At 50.1% G+C, this 18,670-nt stretch carries 14 protein-coding genes; 12 read left to right on the top strand and 2 right to left on the bottom strand.

From position 1 onward, the window contains the following. Window positions 1-380: 380 nt before the first annotated feature. From AB4876_RS13410 to AB4876_RS13425, 4 genes are all read left to right on the top strand, one after another. Window positions 381-2,738, top strand: a complete 2,358-nt coding sequence (locus tag AB4876_RS13410; RefSeq protein ID WP_368382294.1) for a TonB-dependent receptor — start codon at window positions 381-383, stop codon at window positions 2,736-2,738. 122 nt (window positions 2,739-2,860) lie between these two features. After that, a complete protein-coding gene (locus AB4876_RS13415; RefSeq protein ID WP_368382295.1) occupies window positions 2,861-3,271 on the top strand; it encodes a hypothetical protein in 411 nt (136 codons plus the stop codon). A 50-nt stretch (window positions 3,272-3,321) separates the two neighbouring features. Beyond that, complete coding sequence (locus AB4876_RS13420; protein ID WP_368382296.1) at window positions 3,322-4,206, top strand: alpha/beta fold hydrolase; 885 nt, start codon at window positions 3,322-3,324, stop codon at window positions 4,204-4,206. A gap of 135 nt (window positions 4,207-4,341) precedes the next feature. Next, window positions 4,342-6,828, top strand: coding sequence for a helicase HerA domain-containing protein (locus tag AB4876_RS13425; RefSeq protein ID WP_368382297.1), 2,487 nt, complete (start codon window positions 4,342-4,344; stop codon window positions 6,826-6,828). Here AB4876_RS13425 and AB4876_RS13430 read toward each other — a convergent pair. Further along, window positions 6,809-7,741, bottom strand: coding sequence for a LysR family transcriptional regulator (locus tag AB4876_RS13430; RefSeq protein ID WP_368382298.1), 933 nt, complete (start codon window positions 7,739-7,741; stop codon window positions 6,809-6,811). The two genes, AB4876_RS13425 and AB4876_RS13430, sit on opposite strands and share 20 nt — an antisense overlap. Before the next feature lie 133 nt (window positions 7,742-7,874). On the opposite strand from AB4876_RS13430, the gene AB4876_RS13435 reads away from it, so the two are divergent. From AB4876_RS13435 to AB4876_RS13455, 5 genes are all read left to right on the top strand, one after another. Next, the gene (locus tag AB4876_RS13435) at window positions 7,875-8,534 is read left to right on the top strand and encodes a histidine phosphatase family protein (RefSeq protein WP_368382299.1); all 660 of its coding nucleotides are present in this window, start codon (window positions 7,875-7,877) and stop codon (window positions 8,532-8,534) included. A 39-nt stretch (window positions 8,535-8,573) separates the two neighbouring features. Further along, window positions 8,574-9,797 carry an acyl-CoA dehydrogenase family protein gene (locus AB4876_RS13440; protein ID WP_368382300.1) on the top strand — a complete coding sequence of 408 codons (1,224 nt, stop codon included), beginning with the start codon at window positions 8,574-8,576 and terminating at the stop codon, window positions 9,795-9,797. A gap of 9 nt (window positions 9,798-9,806) precedes the next feature. Beyond that, window positions 9,807-10,835, top strand: coding sequence for a phosphotransferase (locus AB4876_RS13445; RefSeq protein WP_368382301.1), 1,029 nt, complete (start codon window positions 9,807-9,809; stop codon window positions 10,833-10,835). A 23-nt stretch (window positions 10,836-10,858) separates the two neighbouring features. Then, window positions 10,859-11,638 (top strand): SDR family NAD(P)-dependent oxidoreductase, encoded by a 780-nt coding sequence (locus AB4876_RS13450; RefSeq protein ID WP_368382302.1) that lies wholly within the window; start codon window positions 10,859-10,861, stop codon window positions 11,636-11,638. Window positions 11,639-11,754: 116 nt separating this feature from the next. Next, on the top strand, window positions 11,755-13,290 hold the full coding sequence (locus tag AB4876_RS13455; RefSeq protein WP_368382303.1) for a TLP1 C-terminal extension domain-containing protein: 1,536 nt from the start codon (window positions 11,755-11,757) through the stop codon (window positions 13,288-13,290). A 16-nt stretch (window positions 13,291-13,306) separates the two neighbouring features. Here AB4876_RS13455 and AB4876_RS13460 read toward each other — a convergent pair whose 3' ends face one another. Beyond that, entirely contained in the window at window positions 13,307-14,326 is a 1,020-nt protein-coding gene (locus AB4876_RS13460; protein WP_368382304.1) for an AraC family transcriptional regulator, read from the bottom strand. A gap of 236 nt (window positions 14,327-14,562) precedes the next feature. Here AB4876_RS13460 and AB4876_RS13465 point away from each other — a divergent pair, with 236 nt between their 5' ends. The 3 genes from AB4876_RS13465 (at window position 14,563) to AB4876_RS13475 (ending at window position 18,667) form a co-directional block, all read left to right on the top strand. Then, a complete protein-coding gene (locus AB4876_RS13465) occupies window positions 14,563-16,524 on the top strand; it encodes a TOL_0244 family TonB-dependent receptor (RefSeq protein WP_368382305.1) in 1,962 nt (653 codons plus the stop codon). Window positions 16,525-16,565: 41 nt separating this feature from the next. After that, window positions 16,566-17,075, top strand: coding sequence for a TOL_0243 family YfiR-like periplasmic protein (locus AB4876_RS13470; RefSeq protein ID WP_368382306.1), 510 nt, complete (start codon window positions 16,566-16,568; stop codon window positions 17,073-17,075). Window positions 17,076-17,212: 137 nt separating this feature from the next. After that, on the top strand, window positions 17,213-18,667 hold the full coding sequence (locus AB4876_RS13475) for an ATP-binding protein (RefSeq protein ID WP_368382307.1): 1,455 nt from the start codon (window positions 17,213-17,215) through the stop codon (window positions 18,665-18,667). Window positions 18,668-18,670: the final 3 nt, after the last annotated feature.

An 18,670-nucleotide genomic window follows, 5' to 3' on the forward strand; every position in this document is an offset into this window, starting at 1 on the left:
CCTCCAATCGAAATTCTGGGCTAAAAGTCGGTCTTGTACGGTTGCTCATTGATCACCTGTATCGTTATAGAGGTGATCATATCACCTCTAATCAGGTGGCCAAATTCACTATGCCACTACAAATCGCCTGGAGCAGTACTTGGGGTTGTCGCGCTTTAATAATATACAAGTAAGCGGCAGCAGCGCGGCAGTAGAGGCTAGTGTCACATTCCCCTATATTCGCGCCTTGGCTTGGGTATTTATTTTTAATATTACGTTTGTAGTGTGTCTAATCGTTCCGCTGCTCAGCGTTAGAATATTTACCGGTTGGAATAGTTTCTTTATGCCTTAGTAAAAAACGGCTAGAGAACCGCTATTCAATGGTAAACAGGATAATAATTATGTACGAGAAAGCGAAAAAAAGTCAGCGTATTGCTTGTAATAGCATATTGATATGCTTGGTGGTGACGCTGGCTAATACGGCAAATGCAGTAATTGACAAACCTAAATATGCACTCGAGGAGGTGGTGGTTACTGCCCAGAAACGCGCCGAAAACGTCAATGATGTGCCCATCGCAATAAACGCATTTAGCGGTGATGCACTGGAGCGCGCTGGTGTAAAAACTATGGCTGACTTGGCGATAAAAACCCCTGGGCTGGTTTACGATACCTTAGTGAATTATGCGGTAATTTTTATTCGGGGGGTGGGTACAGACGCCTTTATTCCCTCTGCTGATTTGAGTGTTGCACCGTATATTGACGGAGTCTACTTTCCTATTTCCTTTGGTCTCGCCCGCTCTCTAGGTGAGGTTGAACGAGTAGAAGTGCTTAAAGGGCCGCAGGGTACCTTGTTTGGCCGCAACTCAACTGGCGGCGCAATTAGTATTACCACTAGGCAGCCTAGCGACACCTTAGCTATCAAGGTTTCGTCAAGCTACGAACGCTTTGATGAAAGTAATAGCCGTCTATATGTGAGCGGGCCGGTATCGGAAACTATCAGCGCGAGCGCTGCGGCTATTTACAATACCCGCAACGATTACTATGAGCCTATCGAAGGCTTGTCTTATGATGAGCTGCAGCCATACCGCGAGAAAGGCGCGAACTTAGCCTTTCGCTGGACGCCCTATGATTGGCTGGAGGGCTCGCTGGCGGGCTACTACTTTAAGTCGCAGGGGGTGGGAACCTCATTGCTAGCTTGCCAGCAGCCATCTGCCTTGGGCAGTGCGCTGGGCATTAGCTGCGCGCCTAAATACAAAACCAATACCAACCTAGATAATACGGCGTTTAGTACTTTAAAAGCGGCAGCGCTAACCCTGCAGTTTTTTCCTGGCCCTTTTGACATTAAGTCGATCTCAGCTTATCAGGACACCAATGGCCAATCGTTGGTCGATTTCGATGGTTCCCAAGCAAATTTAATCGAGTTTGGCGGCGATGGCCGGCAAAAGGAAAATCAGCCACAGCTATTTGGTGAGATTTTCACTCAGGAGCTGCAATTTGTTTCTAATGGAGATTCGCCTTGGTCTGATCAGCTTGAATGGATTGTGGGCCTGTATTTCATTGATAGTACCGTGGGTTACGACCCCGTGGGATTTGCCGTGGCGGGCTTGAACAACGGCTTGTCTGGCGCGGTGGGCGGCGCAGCGCCGTTACCGATAGATACCTCCTTATTTACTGGGCCACTGGTAGGTTTGTTGTCGCCATTAGATGGCCTTGTCAGTAATTCTATTAAGGTTACCGGGTCTCTCGATACGGAAGCCTATGCGGTATTTAGCCAGGCAACTTGGAGTCCGACTGACTGGGTTGATGTCACCGCTGGGGGACGTTTCCAGCGAGAGAAGAGAATCGTTTATAACTCGCAAGTAAGTGCTGAGGTAATGGCGCTAGGGCAGCCGGCAAGCACTAGTTTGTTTTCATACCCAAGTGAGCGCTTTGAAGAGGATAACTTCTCGCCAAAGCTGAATATTGCAATTCGGCCTTGGGAGGATGGCACCATGATTTACGCGTCTTGGCAGAAAGCATTTAAGAGTGGTAGTTACAATATTATCAATCTAACGGCTGCGCCTACCTTCATACGCCCAGAAACAGTGACCTCGACTGAGCTTGGTATTAAGGCGTCAATGTTTGATCGGCGTTTGCAAGTAAACGCGGCGCTATTTCAAACCGAAATTGAAGATTTACAGTCGCAATTTGTGTCTTTGCTTTCTGGCGGGGTAGTGCAGTTTCAAAATGCCGAACTCGCTATCGTAGAAGGTGCCGACATCGACATTCAGTGGGCAGCCTCTGAACACTGGGTATTCACCTTGGGCGGTAGCTACCTAAAAGGCCGATATGATTCATTTACTGATGCAGTGGGGTATACCGAGTCAGATGGCGAGTACGCTGGAACGTATTCAACTGGGGAGGATTATAGTGGTAATACAATTGTTAGAAATCCCAAGCTGTCTGCGACATTTGGTTTGAACTGGAATCACCCAGTTCCGGGTGGCGACCTGAATGTGAGCGCGGATTATTATTATAACTCGGGTTATTACTATGATGCGGCAAATCAACTAGAGCAAGATGCCTATACCATGCTCAATGCCCGTATGACGTATGCACATAAACGCTCAAATATAGATGTATCCATTTTTGCGTCTAATTTGGAAGATAGCGAATATTTCCTCTACCAATTTCAAACTGACTTTGGGGTGGTTGGCAAGTTGGCGCAGCCTGTTAGCTATGGGGTAAGTGCAAAGTGGGCGTTTGATACTGCAGATTAGTCCAAGAGCGATTTTAATACCTAGCTCGCTAACGGCCGGCAAAATAGCGCCGCAAGGCTGGTGTTATTCTGTAATGACAGTGTTAGCATCAGCTAAGAATGCGAAGTCGAGGGACAATAATAATGCTAAGAATGCGATTGCTAAAAAAGGGCTTGCTACTTACGATGCTGGCAGGTGCGGGGACCACAGCTTACGCGCTAGAAAGCGGTGATATTGAAGGTCGGGTTGGCTTTGTTGATGAAAGTACCGGTGCCAAGGTCGAAGCTATAGAGCGCGGCGAGCAGTCTGGCGAGTATCGGGTACTGATTTCGATACCGGGTAAGGACGGAGCAGATACCTTAGAAATAGAGGAAATCCTCGTTAGCGCCCCAGCAATCAATGCCGAGGATTTACCTGTACCGACGCGTTATGAGTTTGTGAATGATTACAGTAGCGACCGCTATGGCTTGTATATCTACATTGGCAAGAGCAAGGACTGGCCGTTTCGAATTTATTTTAAAGACACAGATAGCGAGTTAATAAACACTCACTAGGCTGATATGAAACTGGGTTTGAAGCGGTTAATTAAGTATTTGGTGGTGTAATGCAGTGGATTTGCGGCAAGGTGCAGGCCAATGGAATAGAGCTTGCCTACCAAGAGTTAGGTGATAGCAGTGCTCCAGCGATACTGTTGATTATGGGCTTTGCCAGTCAGCTCACGGTGTGGCCCGAGGCGTTTTGCAGTGCTTTGGCGGTCGCGGGATATCGGGTTATTCGCTTTGATAACCGCGATGTGGGTTTGTCGCACAAAGTGTATGACCAAGTGCCGCCCAGTGTTGTGAGCTTGCGTTTGCGTCGCAGCCTGCGTCTGCCCATTCGCACGCCCTATACCTTAGATGATATGTGCGCTGACGCCGTTGGTTTGTTGGCTGCATTAAACATCGAACGGGCCCATATCGTTGGCGCGTCGATGGGCGGCATGATCGGCCAATTGATGGCTATTAATTACCCAGAGCGGGTAGTGAGCTTGGTGTCGATGATGTCGAGTTCTGGCTATGGCGGTATAAAACCTGCCGTTTTGATGCATTTACTGAAAAAGCCTAAAGCCCATCGGGTGGCGCAAATTAACCACTCACTTAAGACGTGGCAACTAATTGCCAGCCCCGAATTTGGTGATCCCGAGCCCCAGCTCAGAGCGCGAATACAAGCCGCCTATGAGCGGAATCATTACCCAGAGGGCCGAGCGCGGCAATTGGCGGCTATTGTTGCCAGTGGTAGTCGCAAAAAATATCTCGCTAAAATCACGGCGCCAACGCTGGTGATTCACGGGGATAAAGATCCTATGTTGTCGTTAAGTGGCGCGCGTGACACTGCGCAGCGTATTCCCAATGCGCGCTTGGAAATCATAGCGGGCATGGGCCACGATTTGCCGGCAGCGCTCTTGGATAACTTAGCCGATTTAGTGCTAAATCATGTCGCTAGCGTCTAGCGGGACGCGCGTTTCTGATTTTACTCACCGTCATTCTCAGTTAGCTTGTGACACCCTGAAATTCCAACTACTTTGTAAGCTCAATATTTACTGTTTGCGGTGAGGGCTGCAGGCGGGCATTGGGTGGGGTAGTTCATGACGATAAATGACAATGTTAAAGCCTATGAAAAATTGGGCGCCTTTTATTTAGGCCGACGGATATTGGCGTCGGGTGAAGCCAGCCGTGAATCGATTCTCTATCACTCCAAAGACTTGACCACCCATGCGGTCATCATTGGTATGACCGGCAGCGGTAAAACTGGTTTGGGTTTAGGGCTGATTGAAGAAGCCGCCATCGACAAAATTCCGGTAATTGCCATTGACCCTAAAGGGGACTTGGGCAACCTCATGCTCAACTTTCCGGCTATGCAGGGCAGCGATCTGGCGCCTTGGGTAGACCCGCAAACCGCGAGCAGCAAGGGCATGAGTCTGGGTCAGTATGCTGAGGCGCAGGCTAAAATGTGGCGGGAGGGTCTGGCGGACTGGGATCAACCGCTGGCCAGAATCCAGGCTTTGCGCGATGCTGCCGAGGTCAATATATACACGCCGGGCAGCTCTGCTGGCGTCCCCGTGTCGGTACTGCAATCTTTTACGGCGCCGTCGGCGGCAATAAGGGCAGACTACGACGCCTATGCCCAGCGTATTCAAGCCACCACCACCGGTATACTGACGTTATTGAGTTTGGACGCCGATCCGCTGACCAGTCGCGAACATATTTTGATTGCCAATATTCTCCAGCACTACTGGGACAAGGGCGAGGGTTTGGATATTGCGGGCTTAATTGGCGCTATTCAAAGCCCGCCAATTGAGCGTATTGGGGTGATGAGCCTAGACAGCGTCTACTCCGCTAAAGATCGCTTTGGACTGGCGATGCGCATGAATGGTTTGCTGGCTTCACCGGGATTTGCGGCGTGGCTGCAAGGCGTGCCGCTGGATGCGCGGCAATTATTTTATACCGAGGCGGGCAAGCCACGGGTGTCGGTGATGAGCATTGCTCATTTATCCGACACCGAGCGTATGTTTTTTGTGACCATGCTGCTCAGTGAGATTATTAACTGGATGCGCAGTCAACCCGGCACGGGGAGTTTGCGCGCCATTTTGTATATGGATGAGATTTTCGGCTATATGCCGCCGACTGCGAACCCGCCGAGTAAAATGCTATTGCTGTTATTACTTAAGCAGGCGCGGGCCTTTGGTTTGGGGGTGGTATTGAGTACTCAAAATCCTGTGGATTTGGACTATAAGGGGCTTTCAAATACCGGTACGTGGTTTATCGGCCGCCTGCAAACTGACCGCGACAAACAGCGGGTGTTAGATGGTTTGGTGGGCGCGGCGGCAGGCGCGGAAGCCGTCGCGAAAAGTGAGTTGGAGCGAACCCTGACCGGCCTAGGGCAACGGCAGTTTTTATTGCATAACGTCCACGCTAATGGTCATTTAGAGGTGTTTAATACCCGTTGGGTACTGAGCTATTTGGCTGGCCCACTGACCCGTGAACAAATAAAACGCTTAACGGATGAAAAAGCGAACTCCTTAAGCCCTGCGACTTTGCCTGTTGCACCGCCAGCAGTGGCCACAGTGATAGACCAAGCCCCAGTGGCAAGCCCATCCCCACAGGTATCTATATCGGTATTAACGGCTAAGCCGAGTTTGGCGCCGGATATTCCCCAGTATTTTCTTGCGCCAAGTATCGCTGCGCCAGAGACGGATTCTCATCTGTGCTATCAGCCCTGTTTGGTGGCGGCAGCCGAGGTATTGTTTAGCAGTAAAAGACATAAAATTGAGCAGCTTGAAAAACTGGTTATGGGTGTGGCGGTTGACGATAGTCAGGTTAGTATTGCTTGGCAAGATGCCGAAGTACTGGCAATAGATGTTAATGACTTGAGTAAGCGCGGTGAACAAGCGGCGAGCTACCGCGTGCCGTCCGCGAGTTTAGAACAAGCTAACAATTACAGGCAATGGGATAAGCAGTTTAAACGCTATATACGCACCGAGCGGGCGCTAAGTCTGTATCGCAGTGCGGGCTTGAAACTCAGTTCTGAGGTTGGGGAGAGCGAGGGGGATTTTCGAATTCGTTTACAAACCCGGGCAAATGAGCAGCGCGACCTCGCCGCGGGTAAGCTGCGCAAAAAATATGAGGCAAAGGTTCAGCGGTTAGAGGATCGGTTGCGCAAGGCGGAGCAAGTTATCGAGCGCGAACAGTCCCAGGCTAGCCAACAAAAACTGGATACCATGGTGTCTATTGGTAGCACGATTCTTGGCGCGTTATTTGGTGGTGGCCGCAAGTCTAGCACTGCTCGGCGCGCGGGTTCGGCAATGAGCAAGGCCAATCGCATTCGCAAAGAAAGCCAAGATGTCGAAAATGCCAAGGAAAATGCTGAGGCTCTGCGCGTGCAGGTAACAGAATTAGAAGCCGACCTTCAGCGGGAATTGGCGGCTATGGGCGAGCAGTGGGACAGTCAGCGTGACGAATTACAGGAAGTGGTCATTCGCGCCACGGCGAGCAATATTCATGTGTCACTGCTCGGCGTATTGTGGCGGCCTTATTGGCAGGCGCCAGATGGATTTAGTGAGCGGGCTTATTAGCAGTTACATCACTGGTGGTCGCTGCCTGCTGCTGCACTTGACTGAGTAATTCTCTTAGCCAAAGCAGGGCGGGGTCGTGGCCAACGCTTTTGTGGTGAAAGAGGCGCAGCTCGAGTTTTGGCGTGTCAAAGGGCAGGGCGCGACTGCTGAGCTGCCAGTGTTTGGCAATGCTGCTGGGAATGGCGGCAATAAAATCAGCTTGGCTGAGCAGCGCCGGTAGCGCCGCATAGTGCTGTAGGCGCAGGGCGATACGCCGTTGCTGGCCGATAGAACGCAGGGCCAGATCAATATGGCCCGAGCCACTTGAGCGGCTGGATACATGGATGTGACGGCTGTCGATGTACTCGTCGATCTCGAACTTGCCCTCGCTAAGTGGGTGGCCATTGCGCATAACGCAGCAGTATTCGTCGGCGTAAAGTGGTTGGCTGACCAGCTCGGGGTGGCTGAGGAGTGGCGCGTCAATTGCGAGATCGATATTGCCGCTAGCCATTTCAAAGGCGACCTCGCGGCGGTCCATAAAGACCACTTCCAATTTGGTTGCTGGCGCATGTATTGCCAGTTGCTTCAGTAATTCTGGTAGCAAAATAAGCTCGGCATTCTCGGTCGCGTGTAGGCGAAAGGTGCGCTTACTGGTTGCAGGATCAAAGCCGATGCGGGCCACTACGCAGTCATCGAGATTTTTGAGGGACTCCCGTACCGTGCTAATCAAGGTCCGTGCCAAGGGTGTGGGGCTCATGCCGCTGGGGCTGCGCACAAATAGCGGGTCGTCGAAGATAGCGCGCAGCTTGGCCAGTGAGCTGCTAACGGCGGGCTGGGTGACGTGTAGCACCCCAGCTGCTCTCGTTAGACTCTGCTGAGAGTAAATGGCGTCGAAGACGAGAAACAGATTGAGGTCTATCTTTGACGTGCTCATGGCGGGCCTTAATCTTGATTATAATAAGTGGTGTTTATTATGAGGCATAAAAACAATAAATTTCAATAATGATTGTGCAGTTGCTATTATCAGGCTCCATTAGTCAGCGTAGCGCTAAGCGAGGAGCTTGTTCATGTCAGAAATCATTGTAGTCAGGCACGGTCAAGCCGCGTTTGGCACCGACGATTATGATCGGCTCACGGAAGTTGGCTGGGAGCAAGCGCGCCTGTTAGGGGAACATTTGGCGGCTGCTGGGCAGCCTATTACGGCGGTATTTACCGGCACTATGCGTCGCCACCGTGAAACTCTCGCCGCTATTCGCGACGTATTGCCAGCAGTGCCCAACGCCACTGAGCTGCCGGGCTTGAATGAATACGATTTTCACCAGCTGGTGGCGGCCTATTTGGCGGTGGCGGGCGAGACTATCGATGTAAGTGACAGTCGCGCTTTTTACCGAACATTACGGCAGGCCTTAATGGCGTGGAGCCGAGGTGATTTGGTCGATGTGTCTGAACCTTGGACGGCGTTTGAGGCGCGGGTAAAAGCGACCTTGGCACGTTTAGCGGCGCCTAAAGGCAGTGTGTTGGTGGTTAGCTCGGGTGGGCCGATCAGCGCAATGTTGCGCGAGGTGCTTAAGCTCGACGTTGAGACTATGGTTAATCTGAACTTACAGGCCAAGAACACCGGCGTAACCCGCTATTTCACTAAGGGTGAGCACTTTAATTTGAACATGTTTAACGGCGTAGCCCATCTTGATCAGCCGGCTACGCGGCACTTAATTACCTATACCTGAAATTTACCGTCTATTTGATTTACCAAAGAGGAAATAACAATGAATTTAACGCCATCAGCAAAGGCCCAAGATTTACTACAACGGCTCAGCGCCTTTATGGACGAGCATATCTACCCGAACGAAAAAGCCTATGCCGAGCAGTTGCACAACGCTGAGAATCGTTTTGGCATTATCCCGTTAATGGATGAGCTCAAGCTTAAAGCCAAGGCGGCGGGTTTGTGGAATTTATTTTGCCCAGAAGAGTATCCTCAATACTGCGAGCACGGCGGTTTAAGCTTTCTCGACTACGCGCCCCTTGCCGAGTTAATGGGCCGAGTTATTTGGTCGCCAGAAGTGTTTAACTGCAATGCGCCAGACACCGGCAATATGGAAGTGTTTATGAAATACGCCACCGACGCCCAGCGCGAAAAGTGGTTAACCCCCTTGCTCAATGGTGATATTCGCTCTTCTTACGCGATGACCGAGCCTCAAGTAGCGTCTAGTGACGCCACCAATATTGAACTCAGCATTGTTAAAGACGGTGACGAGTGGGTTTTGAATGGTCGCAAATGGTTTATTACCGGCGCGATGAATGAGCGCACTCAAATTTTTATTGTGATGGGCAAATCTGATCCCGAGAATGCCAGCCGTCACAAGCAGCAGAGCCAAGTATTGGTGCCCAAGGGTACCCCAGGCTTGTCGATTGTTCGCCCGCTGAGTACCTTGGGCTACGACGATGCACCAATCGGCCACGCCGAAATTGTCTTTGAGAATGTACGCGTGCCACTGGAAAATATTTTGCTGGGCGAAGGTCGCGGTTTTGAAATCGCACAGGGCCGTTTGGCGCCCGGCCGTATGCACCACTGCATGCGTTTGATTGGCGCTGCCCAGCGTTCGCTGGAGCTGGCCTGCCAGCGCGCGGTATCTCGTACCACCTTTGGCAAGCCGCTGAGCAAGCATCAATCGGTGCGCGAAGAAATCTCCAAGAGCTTTTCTGAAATTGAAATGGCGCGCCTGTTAGTATTAAAAACCTGCGTGCAGATCGACGAACAGGGGCCAATGCAGACCACCGATATGATCGCGGCCACCAAAACTACCGTGCCACTACTGGTCCAAAATGTGATTGATCGCTGCATGCAATTGCATGGCGCGGGCGGCCTAACGGAAGATTATTTTATGGCCGAAGCTTTTAACTATGCGCGCTGGTGTCGTCAGGCCGATGGTCCAGATCAAGTGCACCAAATGGCTTTGGGCAAACAAATTATTGATCGCTACGCTGTTTAAGGAGGATGCATGGCAAATACCTTTGAATTAGATGTTGCGGCATTAGGCGCATATCTTGAAAAAAACATAGCGGGCTTTAAAGGGCCGTTTACCGCTGACAAATTTGCCGGCGGTCAGTCTAACCCGACCTACTTGATTGCGGCGGCCAGCGGTAAATATGTGCTGCGGCGCAAGCCACCGGGTGAGTTGTTGAAATCTGCCCATGCGGTAGACCGCGAGTATCGCGTAATGAAGGCGCTGGCCCAAACCAATGTGCCGGTGCCCAAAATGCGGGTGCTGTGTGACGACGACAGTATTATCGGCTCGATGTTTTACGTTATGGATTACATTGATGGTCGTATTCTTTGGGACGCGGCGCTGCCAGAGCAAAGCCCCGCAGAGCGCGGCGCAATTTACGATGCTATGAATCAGGTTTTAGCAGATTTACATAATGTGGATGTTGACGCTATTGGCTTGAGTGATTACGGCCGGCCCGGCAATTATTTTGAGCGTCAGCTTAGCCGCTGGACCACCCAGTACCGGGCCAGTGAAACTGCCGTGATACCGGCGATGGAAGCCATGATCGAATGGCTGAATGCCAATCTGCCGCCAGACGACGGCTTGGTGTGTATCAACCACGGTGACTTCCGTCTCGACAATATGATGTTCGACAATAACGGACCTACGGTTTTGGCCTTGTTGGACTGGGAGTTGTCGACCTTAGGTCATCCTTACGCCGACTTGGCATACCAGTGTATGCAATTGCGGATTCCCGGTGACGCTGCGATTCCTGGGCTGGGCAGTGTCGACCGCGAGACGCTGGGTATTCCCTCTGAGCAAGAATATGTGCGTCGCTACTGCGAGCGGCGGGGTATTGAGGGTATTGATCACTGGGTGTTTTATTTGGCTTTTGCCTTTTTCCGGCTCAGTGCAATTTTACAAGGCGTGTACAAGCGCGCGCTCGATGGCAATGCCTCTAGCGAGAAGGCTATGGCCTATGGCGCCTTGGCGGCACCCTTGGCCGATCTGGGCTGGGCCCTGATTGAAAAAGGCGAGTAATAGCGGTTAATAAGGTTTTTAACATGAATGAAGCAATAGCAAAAAGTATTGATTTGTCAGGCCGAGTGGCCTTGGTAACCGGCGCGTCTAGTGGCCTAGGTGCGCATTTTGCCAAGGTTTTGGCTCAAGCCGGTGCTACTGTGGTGGTCGCCGCGAGGCGCGTCGATAAATTGCAGGCTCTAGTGACCAGTATTGAAGGCGAGGGTGGCAAGGCGCTAGCGGTGGCTATGGATGTTAATGACAAGGCCTCGGTCGTTGCGGCCTTTGATACAGCCGAAGCGGCGCTAGGCACAATAGCCATTGTGATTAATAACGCAGGAGTCGCTGATCCAGGTCGTTTTGTTGATACTACCGAGGAGCAGTGGGACTTTGTTGTTGATACCAATTTGCGGGCGGTGTGGCGGGTATCGCGCGAGGCCTCAGCGCGGATGATCAAGTCTGGTGTTGGCGGTAGCATCGTTAATATCGCGTCAATTTTGGGCCTGCAGCCTGGCGCTAGTAATAGCTTGTATGCAACGGCTAAGGCCGGTGTTGTTCAGCTCACTAAAAACGCTGCCCAAGAATTGTGGCGAAGTAATATTCGGGTTAATGCGCTTTGCCCGGGCTATTTTGAAACTGAGATAAATGCGGACTTTTTTAAATCGGAAAAAGGCCGTCAGTATCTTGGCCGTATACAGCCGCGGAGACTTGGTCAGATGCATGAGCTAGATATGCCATTATTAATGCTGGCCAGCGATGCGGGGTCGTTCCTTAATGGCGTGGCGCTACCGGTGGATGGCGGTCACTTGGTGCAGTCACTATAAGGCTTGACTGTTTGCCTTGGCGCAAATTTGCAGCGTACTGGCGGTTAATGCCAATACATAATAATAAGTCACGGGCTACACTGTTTGGATAAAAATATTCCAACAGAGGTAGCCCAGTGGCAAATACAACTCCCATTCTCATTGCGTCCGGTCAATATGTATTCCGCGATGCGGTAAGCGCGGATAATGCGCGATCACCGGTGGATATTGCCGCCGAGGCGGCGAGGGTGGCACTGGCCTCCGCCAATGCCGCTAGCTCCCTTGTCGAGCATATTGACACCATCGCCTTTATTCGCGGTTTTATCGATTCAATCCCTGGTGGCGCAGGCCCGTTTGGGGTGAGCAATAATATTCCACGCTCTTTGGCGAATCGCATTGGCGCCAATCCTCGCCATGCAATTTATGGTCGTGAAGGGGGGCATTCCCCACAGCGCTTTGTAAATGAGTTTGCCGAGAAAATTGCGGCTGGCGAAATGTCGATGGGCTTAATTGCTGGGGCAGAAGCAACGGGTATTATGAAACAGGCGCTGAAAAGTGGTTTGGCGCTGGATTGGAGTGAAACCGTCGACGGCGAGTTGGATGATCGCGGCTGTCACCTGCTATTTACCTCCCATGAAGTCAATCATGGCATTACTTTCCCCACTCAGGTTTACCCTTTGTTTGAAAATGCGTGGCGGGCGCGCCACGGGCTCTCTGAGGCGGCGCATCGACGTCTCGCGGCGGAGTTGTTTGCTAAGTTTTCCGATGTGGCCGCGCAAAACCCCTACTCGCAGTTTCCTCTGGCGCGCAGTGCTGATTTTTTAAATGAAGTTTCAGCAGATAATTACTGGGTGGCGCGGCCCTACACCAAATGGATGGTGGCGCAGGATGCCGTCAACCAAGGCGCGGCACTGTTAATGTGTTCGGTCGACAAGGCCATTGAATTAGGGGTGCCAGAATCCCAATGGGTTTATCTGCACAGCTATGCCGACGTAGATGACCGCTGGGTGTCGGAGCGGCCTGACTTGGCGGTTTCAGAAACCATGAACCTGAGCCTAAATGCGGTGCTGCGTAGCGTAGATAAAACCATCGACCAGATCGATATTATGGATGTTTACAGCTGCTTCCCCATAGCGGTACTGGCCGCCTGCGAGGCTATGGGCTTAGACTGGACCACCGATAAGCCACTAACGGTAACTGGTGGCCTGCCCTTTTTTGGCGGTCCCGGTAATAGCTATAGTACCAATGCCATTGCGAGCTTAACGGATATGCTTAGGGCTAAGCCCGCGAGTTATGGTTTGATTACCGCCAATGGTGGTTTTTTGTCTAAGCAGTCGGTGGGTGTTTATTCTGCGCAGCCACCAGTTAAACCTTGCCACAACGCCGACCCGAGTTTACAGGCTAAATTTGATGCGCTGCCGGTGTGCGAGCTGGTTGAGCAAGCTGTGGGTGAGGGCGTTATTGAAACCTATACGGTGGTGTATAACCGCGGCGTGGCGAATTTGGCTATTGTGGTGGGACGTCTTAATGATGGCCGGCGTTTTCTCGCCAATAACGCGGCAGACGACGTGCTTACCTTGGCTATAATGGCCGCTGAAGAGGAGGTGATGGGTCGCAAAATAAGTGTTCATCATGATGCTGGTAAGAACACATTTACGTTTACAGATAACTAAAAACGACGGTAGACGCTTACAGCTGTTGTCGGTAGTGCTGGGGCGTCATTCCGGTCCAAGTTTTAAACGCGCGGGTAAAGGCGCTGGCCTCAGAAAATCCGGTGCGCTGGGCAATGCTTTCAATCGACAGCTTGGATTTGCCAAGATAGTAGAGCGCGGTATCGTGCCGACACTGGGTTTTCACCTCATTGAAGGTGCTGCCCTCTTGGGCGAGACGACGGCGCAGGGTTTGTGGATGCAAGTTTAATTGCTCTGCAATCTCGTCAATGCCGGGGGTGTTAACGAGATTTTTATTAATAATAATACGGACCTGTGCTGTCCAACTTTTTTCCTTATATTGCTGAATAAGAAAGACCAAAATAGGGTGCTGTAAAAATCGGTGCAGAGATTGTTCGGTTTGCTTGGCAGGCAGCTCGGTAAGGCTGCGGTGAAATACCAGCTCGGTTTGGGGTTTGTCAAAGTAGATCGCTTGGCCCAAAAATAAATGCCGGTATTCCTCGGCGTGATCGGGGGCTGAGTATTCTAGGTTAACCGCAATTAAGGGCAGGTGCTGCTGGGTAAACCAACTGCTGAAACGGTGGAGATTAAACATAATTAATTCGAAGGCGTAGATCCCGTAAGGGTAGTTTGGGTCGCCACGATCAAGAATGAGTCGCGCCTCATCGCCGTTAATTTCGAAGCGTGGTTGCAGGCCCCATTCAAACATTTGATAAAAACGGCAATAGCGCGCCAGTGCATGGCCAAGGGTTGCGCAGTTAATAAGTGAATAGCACATATTAGTCCATGTGCCGGGCAGGTAGCGGCCGGGGCCATAGCCTAAAAATTCATCTTTCATTGCGCGCATGGTGATGGCTTGCAGCTTGCCAAATTTTACAGCCGGAATCCGAGCGTTTTGCTGCTTAAGCAACTCGGCAGATATTCCAGCTTCATGCAGTAGTTGCGCGGGGTCCAGCCCTTTTTCAGCGGCATTGCGGAGTACCGCATGAAGAAAATAGTTGGCAACCGAGATGTTGCGCATTGAGGAGATATTACTCATTTGTGCCTTTTTTAGCTGGTCTCATTGCGTCATTATGACTGGTTTTTGGGCATAGCAAGATAGTAAGAGCTAAAATACAGCTATAAGTATGTTTGTAGAACATAGGTAAAAGCGACTATATCACCGCAAGCGTACGTATATTAGTGTTGACTTAGCGTAACTACGACACTGTATTGAGGCGGTGAGAAAACCATAATAGCTGAGTAGCTCAGCACACCCATATATGAGTCTAAAGCATGGAAAAGTGTGATTGGAAGGTCATAAGTAAATTTGGCAAGAATGCAGGACTCAGCGGCTTATCAGCTTTGGCGGTATTCGTCAGCGCGGTAAGTAGTAGCTACGCGGCTAATACAGAGCCGGTCATGCTTGCTCGTGTTGATGACTTAGCCAGTTTGAGTCTTGAATCGCTAATGAATATTGATGTGGTATCTGTGTCGAAACGTAGCGAGCCGTTACAGCAGTCACCAGCAGCGGTATTTGTGTTAGATAGCAGTGCGATTATCCGCTCTGGTGTAAAAAGTATTCCCGAAGCGCTACGTTTGATCCCTGGTTTACAGGTGGCGCGCCTAGATTCTCACACTTATGCCATAACCGCTCGGGGCTTTAACTCGACCGTGGCCGATAAGTTGGAAGTGCTGATGGACGGACGGAGTCTTTATACGCCCTTATATTCAGGAGTGTTTTGGGACGCTCAAGATACCTTAATGGAAGATATTGACCGCATCGAAGTTATTCGCGGCCCTGGTGCGTCATTGTGGGGTGCCAATGCCGTGAACGGCGTTGTAAATATTGTTACTAAGGCGGCGGCAAAAACCCAAGGTGGCGTAGAACAAATTGGTGGTGGCGGTGAATATAAAGGCTTTGCGGCGTGGCGTTATGGTGGCGAAGTAGGCGAGCTGGGTCACTACCGCGTTTACGCCAAAACCACGCATTATAACGCTCAAGAAATTGCGGGAGCCGGTGACGCTAGCGACGCTCGTAACAATGATCAACTTGGCTTTCGGACCGACCTCAGGCTTAACGATAGCGATACCCTAAGTTTACAGGGGGATTTGTATAAGGGGCGGATAGCAAATCCACTAAGTAATATGGATGAGTCTACCAGTGGCCATAATGTAATTGCCCGCTGGAAGCGGCGTTACGATGACAACTCCGACACTGAAATACAATTTTATTACGATCAAATTAGTCGCGATGAAACGAGGACTTTTTCTGAGGACCGAAATATATATGATGTTGAAGTTAAACATCGTTTTGCAGTAGGTGAGCGTCAACATTTTGTGTTGGGTGGCGGGTACCATACGACGGATGACAATATTGAAAGTCTTAATCCCGCTGTGCTGAAGTTTGTGCCCGCCGAGCGTAAAGATGAGACTTTGGACTTTTTTATTCAAGATCAAATTGCATTGATAGAAAATAAATTACATCTCACTTTAGGTGCGAAATACGAAAATAACGATTATACGGGCGATGAATTTCAACCTAGTGCGCGCTTTAGCTATATTTTAAACGAACGTAATACGGCTTGGGGAGCAGTGTCGCGGGCTGTTCGTATTCCAAATCGCTTAGATCACACCTTAGATATTTATAACGGCGCTCTTGTTGGTGATGAAAGTTTCAGCTCCGAAGAAGTTGTGGCCTATGAGCTAGGTTACCGAGCTATTTTAAGCTCGATTCTGTCTACAGATATTGCCATTTTTTACAATGAATATGATGAGCTTCGTGCATTTTCGGGAACCTTTGGGGTGCCGCAGCCGGAGCCGATTCGGATTGTCAATGATGGCGCGGGACGCACCCAAGGGCTTGAGCTTACTGTTCGTTGGGAGCCGCTACCGGAGATAAAAGTGTTAGCGAGTTACGTTTATCAAGATATGGACGTGGCGGCCAAATTCGGTAGTAAAGATACCAATATTGCTAAGAATGACGAAAATGACCCCAATAATCAGTTTAACCTCCGAGTGGATTGGGATGTTGCGGAGAGCGTTTCTGTACAGACCCGTGCTCGCTGGGTTGATGGCTTAGATGATGTTGGGGTGAAAGCCTATTCCGCATTGGATATAACCGCGATATGGCGGGTGAGTAAAAGCGTTGAACTGTCGCTGCTGGGGACTAATTTGCTTGATCCCCAGCACGCTGAGTTTAGTGGGGGCAAAGAAATAAGCCGCAGCCTAACTGGACAATTTACATGGCATTTCTAAACTTGAAATTTATAAGGCCAGCATGGCTTTGTAGGCTGTTGATGACGGTGATGTTACCGTTATTTTGCACCTCGATATATGCCTATGCGGACAATAGTGAGTTGGAATACCGCGTTAAATCGGCTTTTCTGTTCAATTTTACCAAGTTTATCGAGTGGCCGGTGGCGGAGATCCCGCGCAGCGAATTTGTGATGTGTGTTGCTGGTAATCCGCAACTCCACAATAAGCTAATCGAAACCGTTGGCACCAAACAGAATAATGGTAAACCAATACAATTTACGATTATTAAACACCCAGGTGAAGCGCAATATTGTCAGATGGTGTTTTTGGGGTTTCCTGAGCGTGAGCGTTTAGGGGATTGGATTGGTGCCATGTCTGACCTTGCGGTACTTACCGTGAGCGACGAACAAGATTTCATAAACTTGGGCGGCATGATTCAGTTTGTCATTATTGATGGCAAAATTCGCTTTGATATCAATCAGTCTGCGGCAAATCGTTCGAGTATAAAAATGAGCTCGAAGTTATTGGGCTTGGCGCGCAATGTTAATTAATTACAAGGACTGTGTGGTTTATGATTCGCGGCGCTGATGTTCCAATTAGAGTTAAGTTGCTGTCTGCTATAGTTGGTACAACCTCTTTATGTTTGATCGCGACGGCAGCAGTGTTCGTTGTATATAATTGGTTTAGCGTGCGAACCACCTTAACCAATAATCTTGCGGCTGTTGCGGAGGTATTCACCTTAAATACCACCGCTGCGCTGAGCTTTAATGACGCGCCTGCCGCTACCGAAATATTATCGTCGTTACGGGCCAAACGCGAAGTACTGCAAGCCTGTATTTATAAACTTGATAACGAAGGCCAGGAAATATTATTCGCGCGTTATAGTAGCGGTGAGGATGACAGCCGGCTGTGTCCGCAAATCCCGCCGAGTGAAGATTTTTTTACGCATAATCACCTTGTAGTCGTTAGCCCAGTGATTTTGGGTAATGAGCGTATTGGCAGCTTGTATATTGAGCGAAGTCTAAGTGATCTGTGGGAGTCGACGCGCCTAGACAGTATTGTTGTAGCGCTAATGGTTTTAGCAAGTATTGGCATTGCCTCGGTTCTGTCACTGTTTTTGCAGCGTCTAATTTCAAACCCTATATTAGCTTTATTGGGAACGACTAAGGCGGTGTCAGTGGCTGGAGATTACTCGCTGCGTGCGATTCCGACTGGCAATGATGAGATCGGTGAACTGATTGCTGGTTTTAATAATATGTTGGTGCAAATTGAGAACCGCGATATTGCGCTTGAATCGACTAAAAAAGAGCTAGAAGTCAGAATTGACCAAGCCGATAAGGCCAATAGTGAGCTTGAGGAAGCGCTGACTAAATTAAAAGAAACCCAAGAACAGTTGGTGAATAACGAGAAAATGGCGTCGCTTGGTGGCTTGGTGGCGGGGGTCGCCCATGAGATTAATACGCCGGTGGGGGTGGGTGTGACCGCAGCGAGTACCCTTAGGGAAGATACTAAAGCGACAACAACGCTTTACGAGGCTGGTGAACTGACCAACTCTTCGCTTAAACGCTATTTTTCTACTTGCATGCAAGCTACCGAAATTATTCTTGGCAATCTGCAGCGCGCGGCAGATTTAATCCATAGCTTCAAACAAGTGGCGGTAGATCAAACCAGTAGCGAATATCGCATGTTTGAAATCAAACGCTATATCGATGAAACCTTGTTAAGTCTTAAGCCAAAGTTGCGCAGTACGGAGTTAAAGGTAGAGGTTGAGTGTGATCCCAATTTAGCAATTAATTCGGTGCCAGGCGCAATTTCCCAGATCATTACCAATCTAGTGATGAATTCCGTGCAGCATGGCTATGATGACGGTGTGTCAGGCTGTTTGCGAATTAGCGTAGAGGATCAGGCCAAGCATATCCATATTCGCTACAGCGATGATGGTAAGGGTATGCCGCCAGAGGTGTTAAAAAAGGTGTTCGAACCATTTTTTACAACTCGCCGCGGTTCAGGTGGCAGCGGTTTGGGGATGCATATTGTTTATAACTTAGTTACCCAGCAGTTGAGGGGAACAGTTAGTTTACGCAGTAGTCTCGGCGAGGGTAGCTCAGTGGATATTGTATTCCCCAAGCGGGAGTTGGACTGAGGT

Source organism: Zhongshania guokunii, from assembly GCF_040892635.1.
Classification (GTDB): Bacteria; Pseudomonadota; Gammaproteobacteria; order Pseudomonadales; family Spongiibacteraceae; genus Spongiibacter; species Spongiibacter guokunii.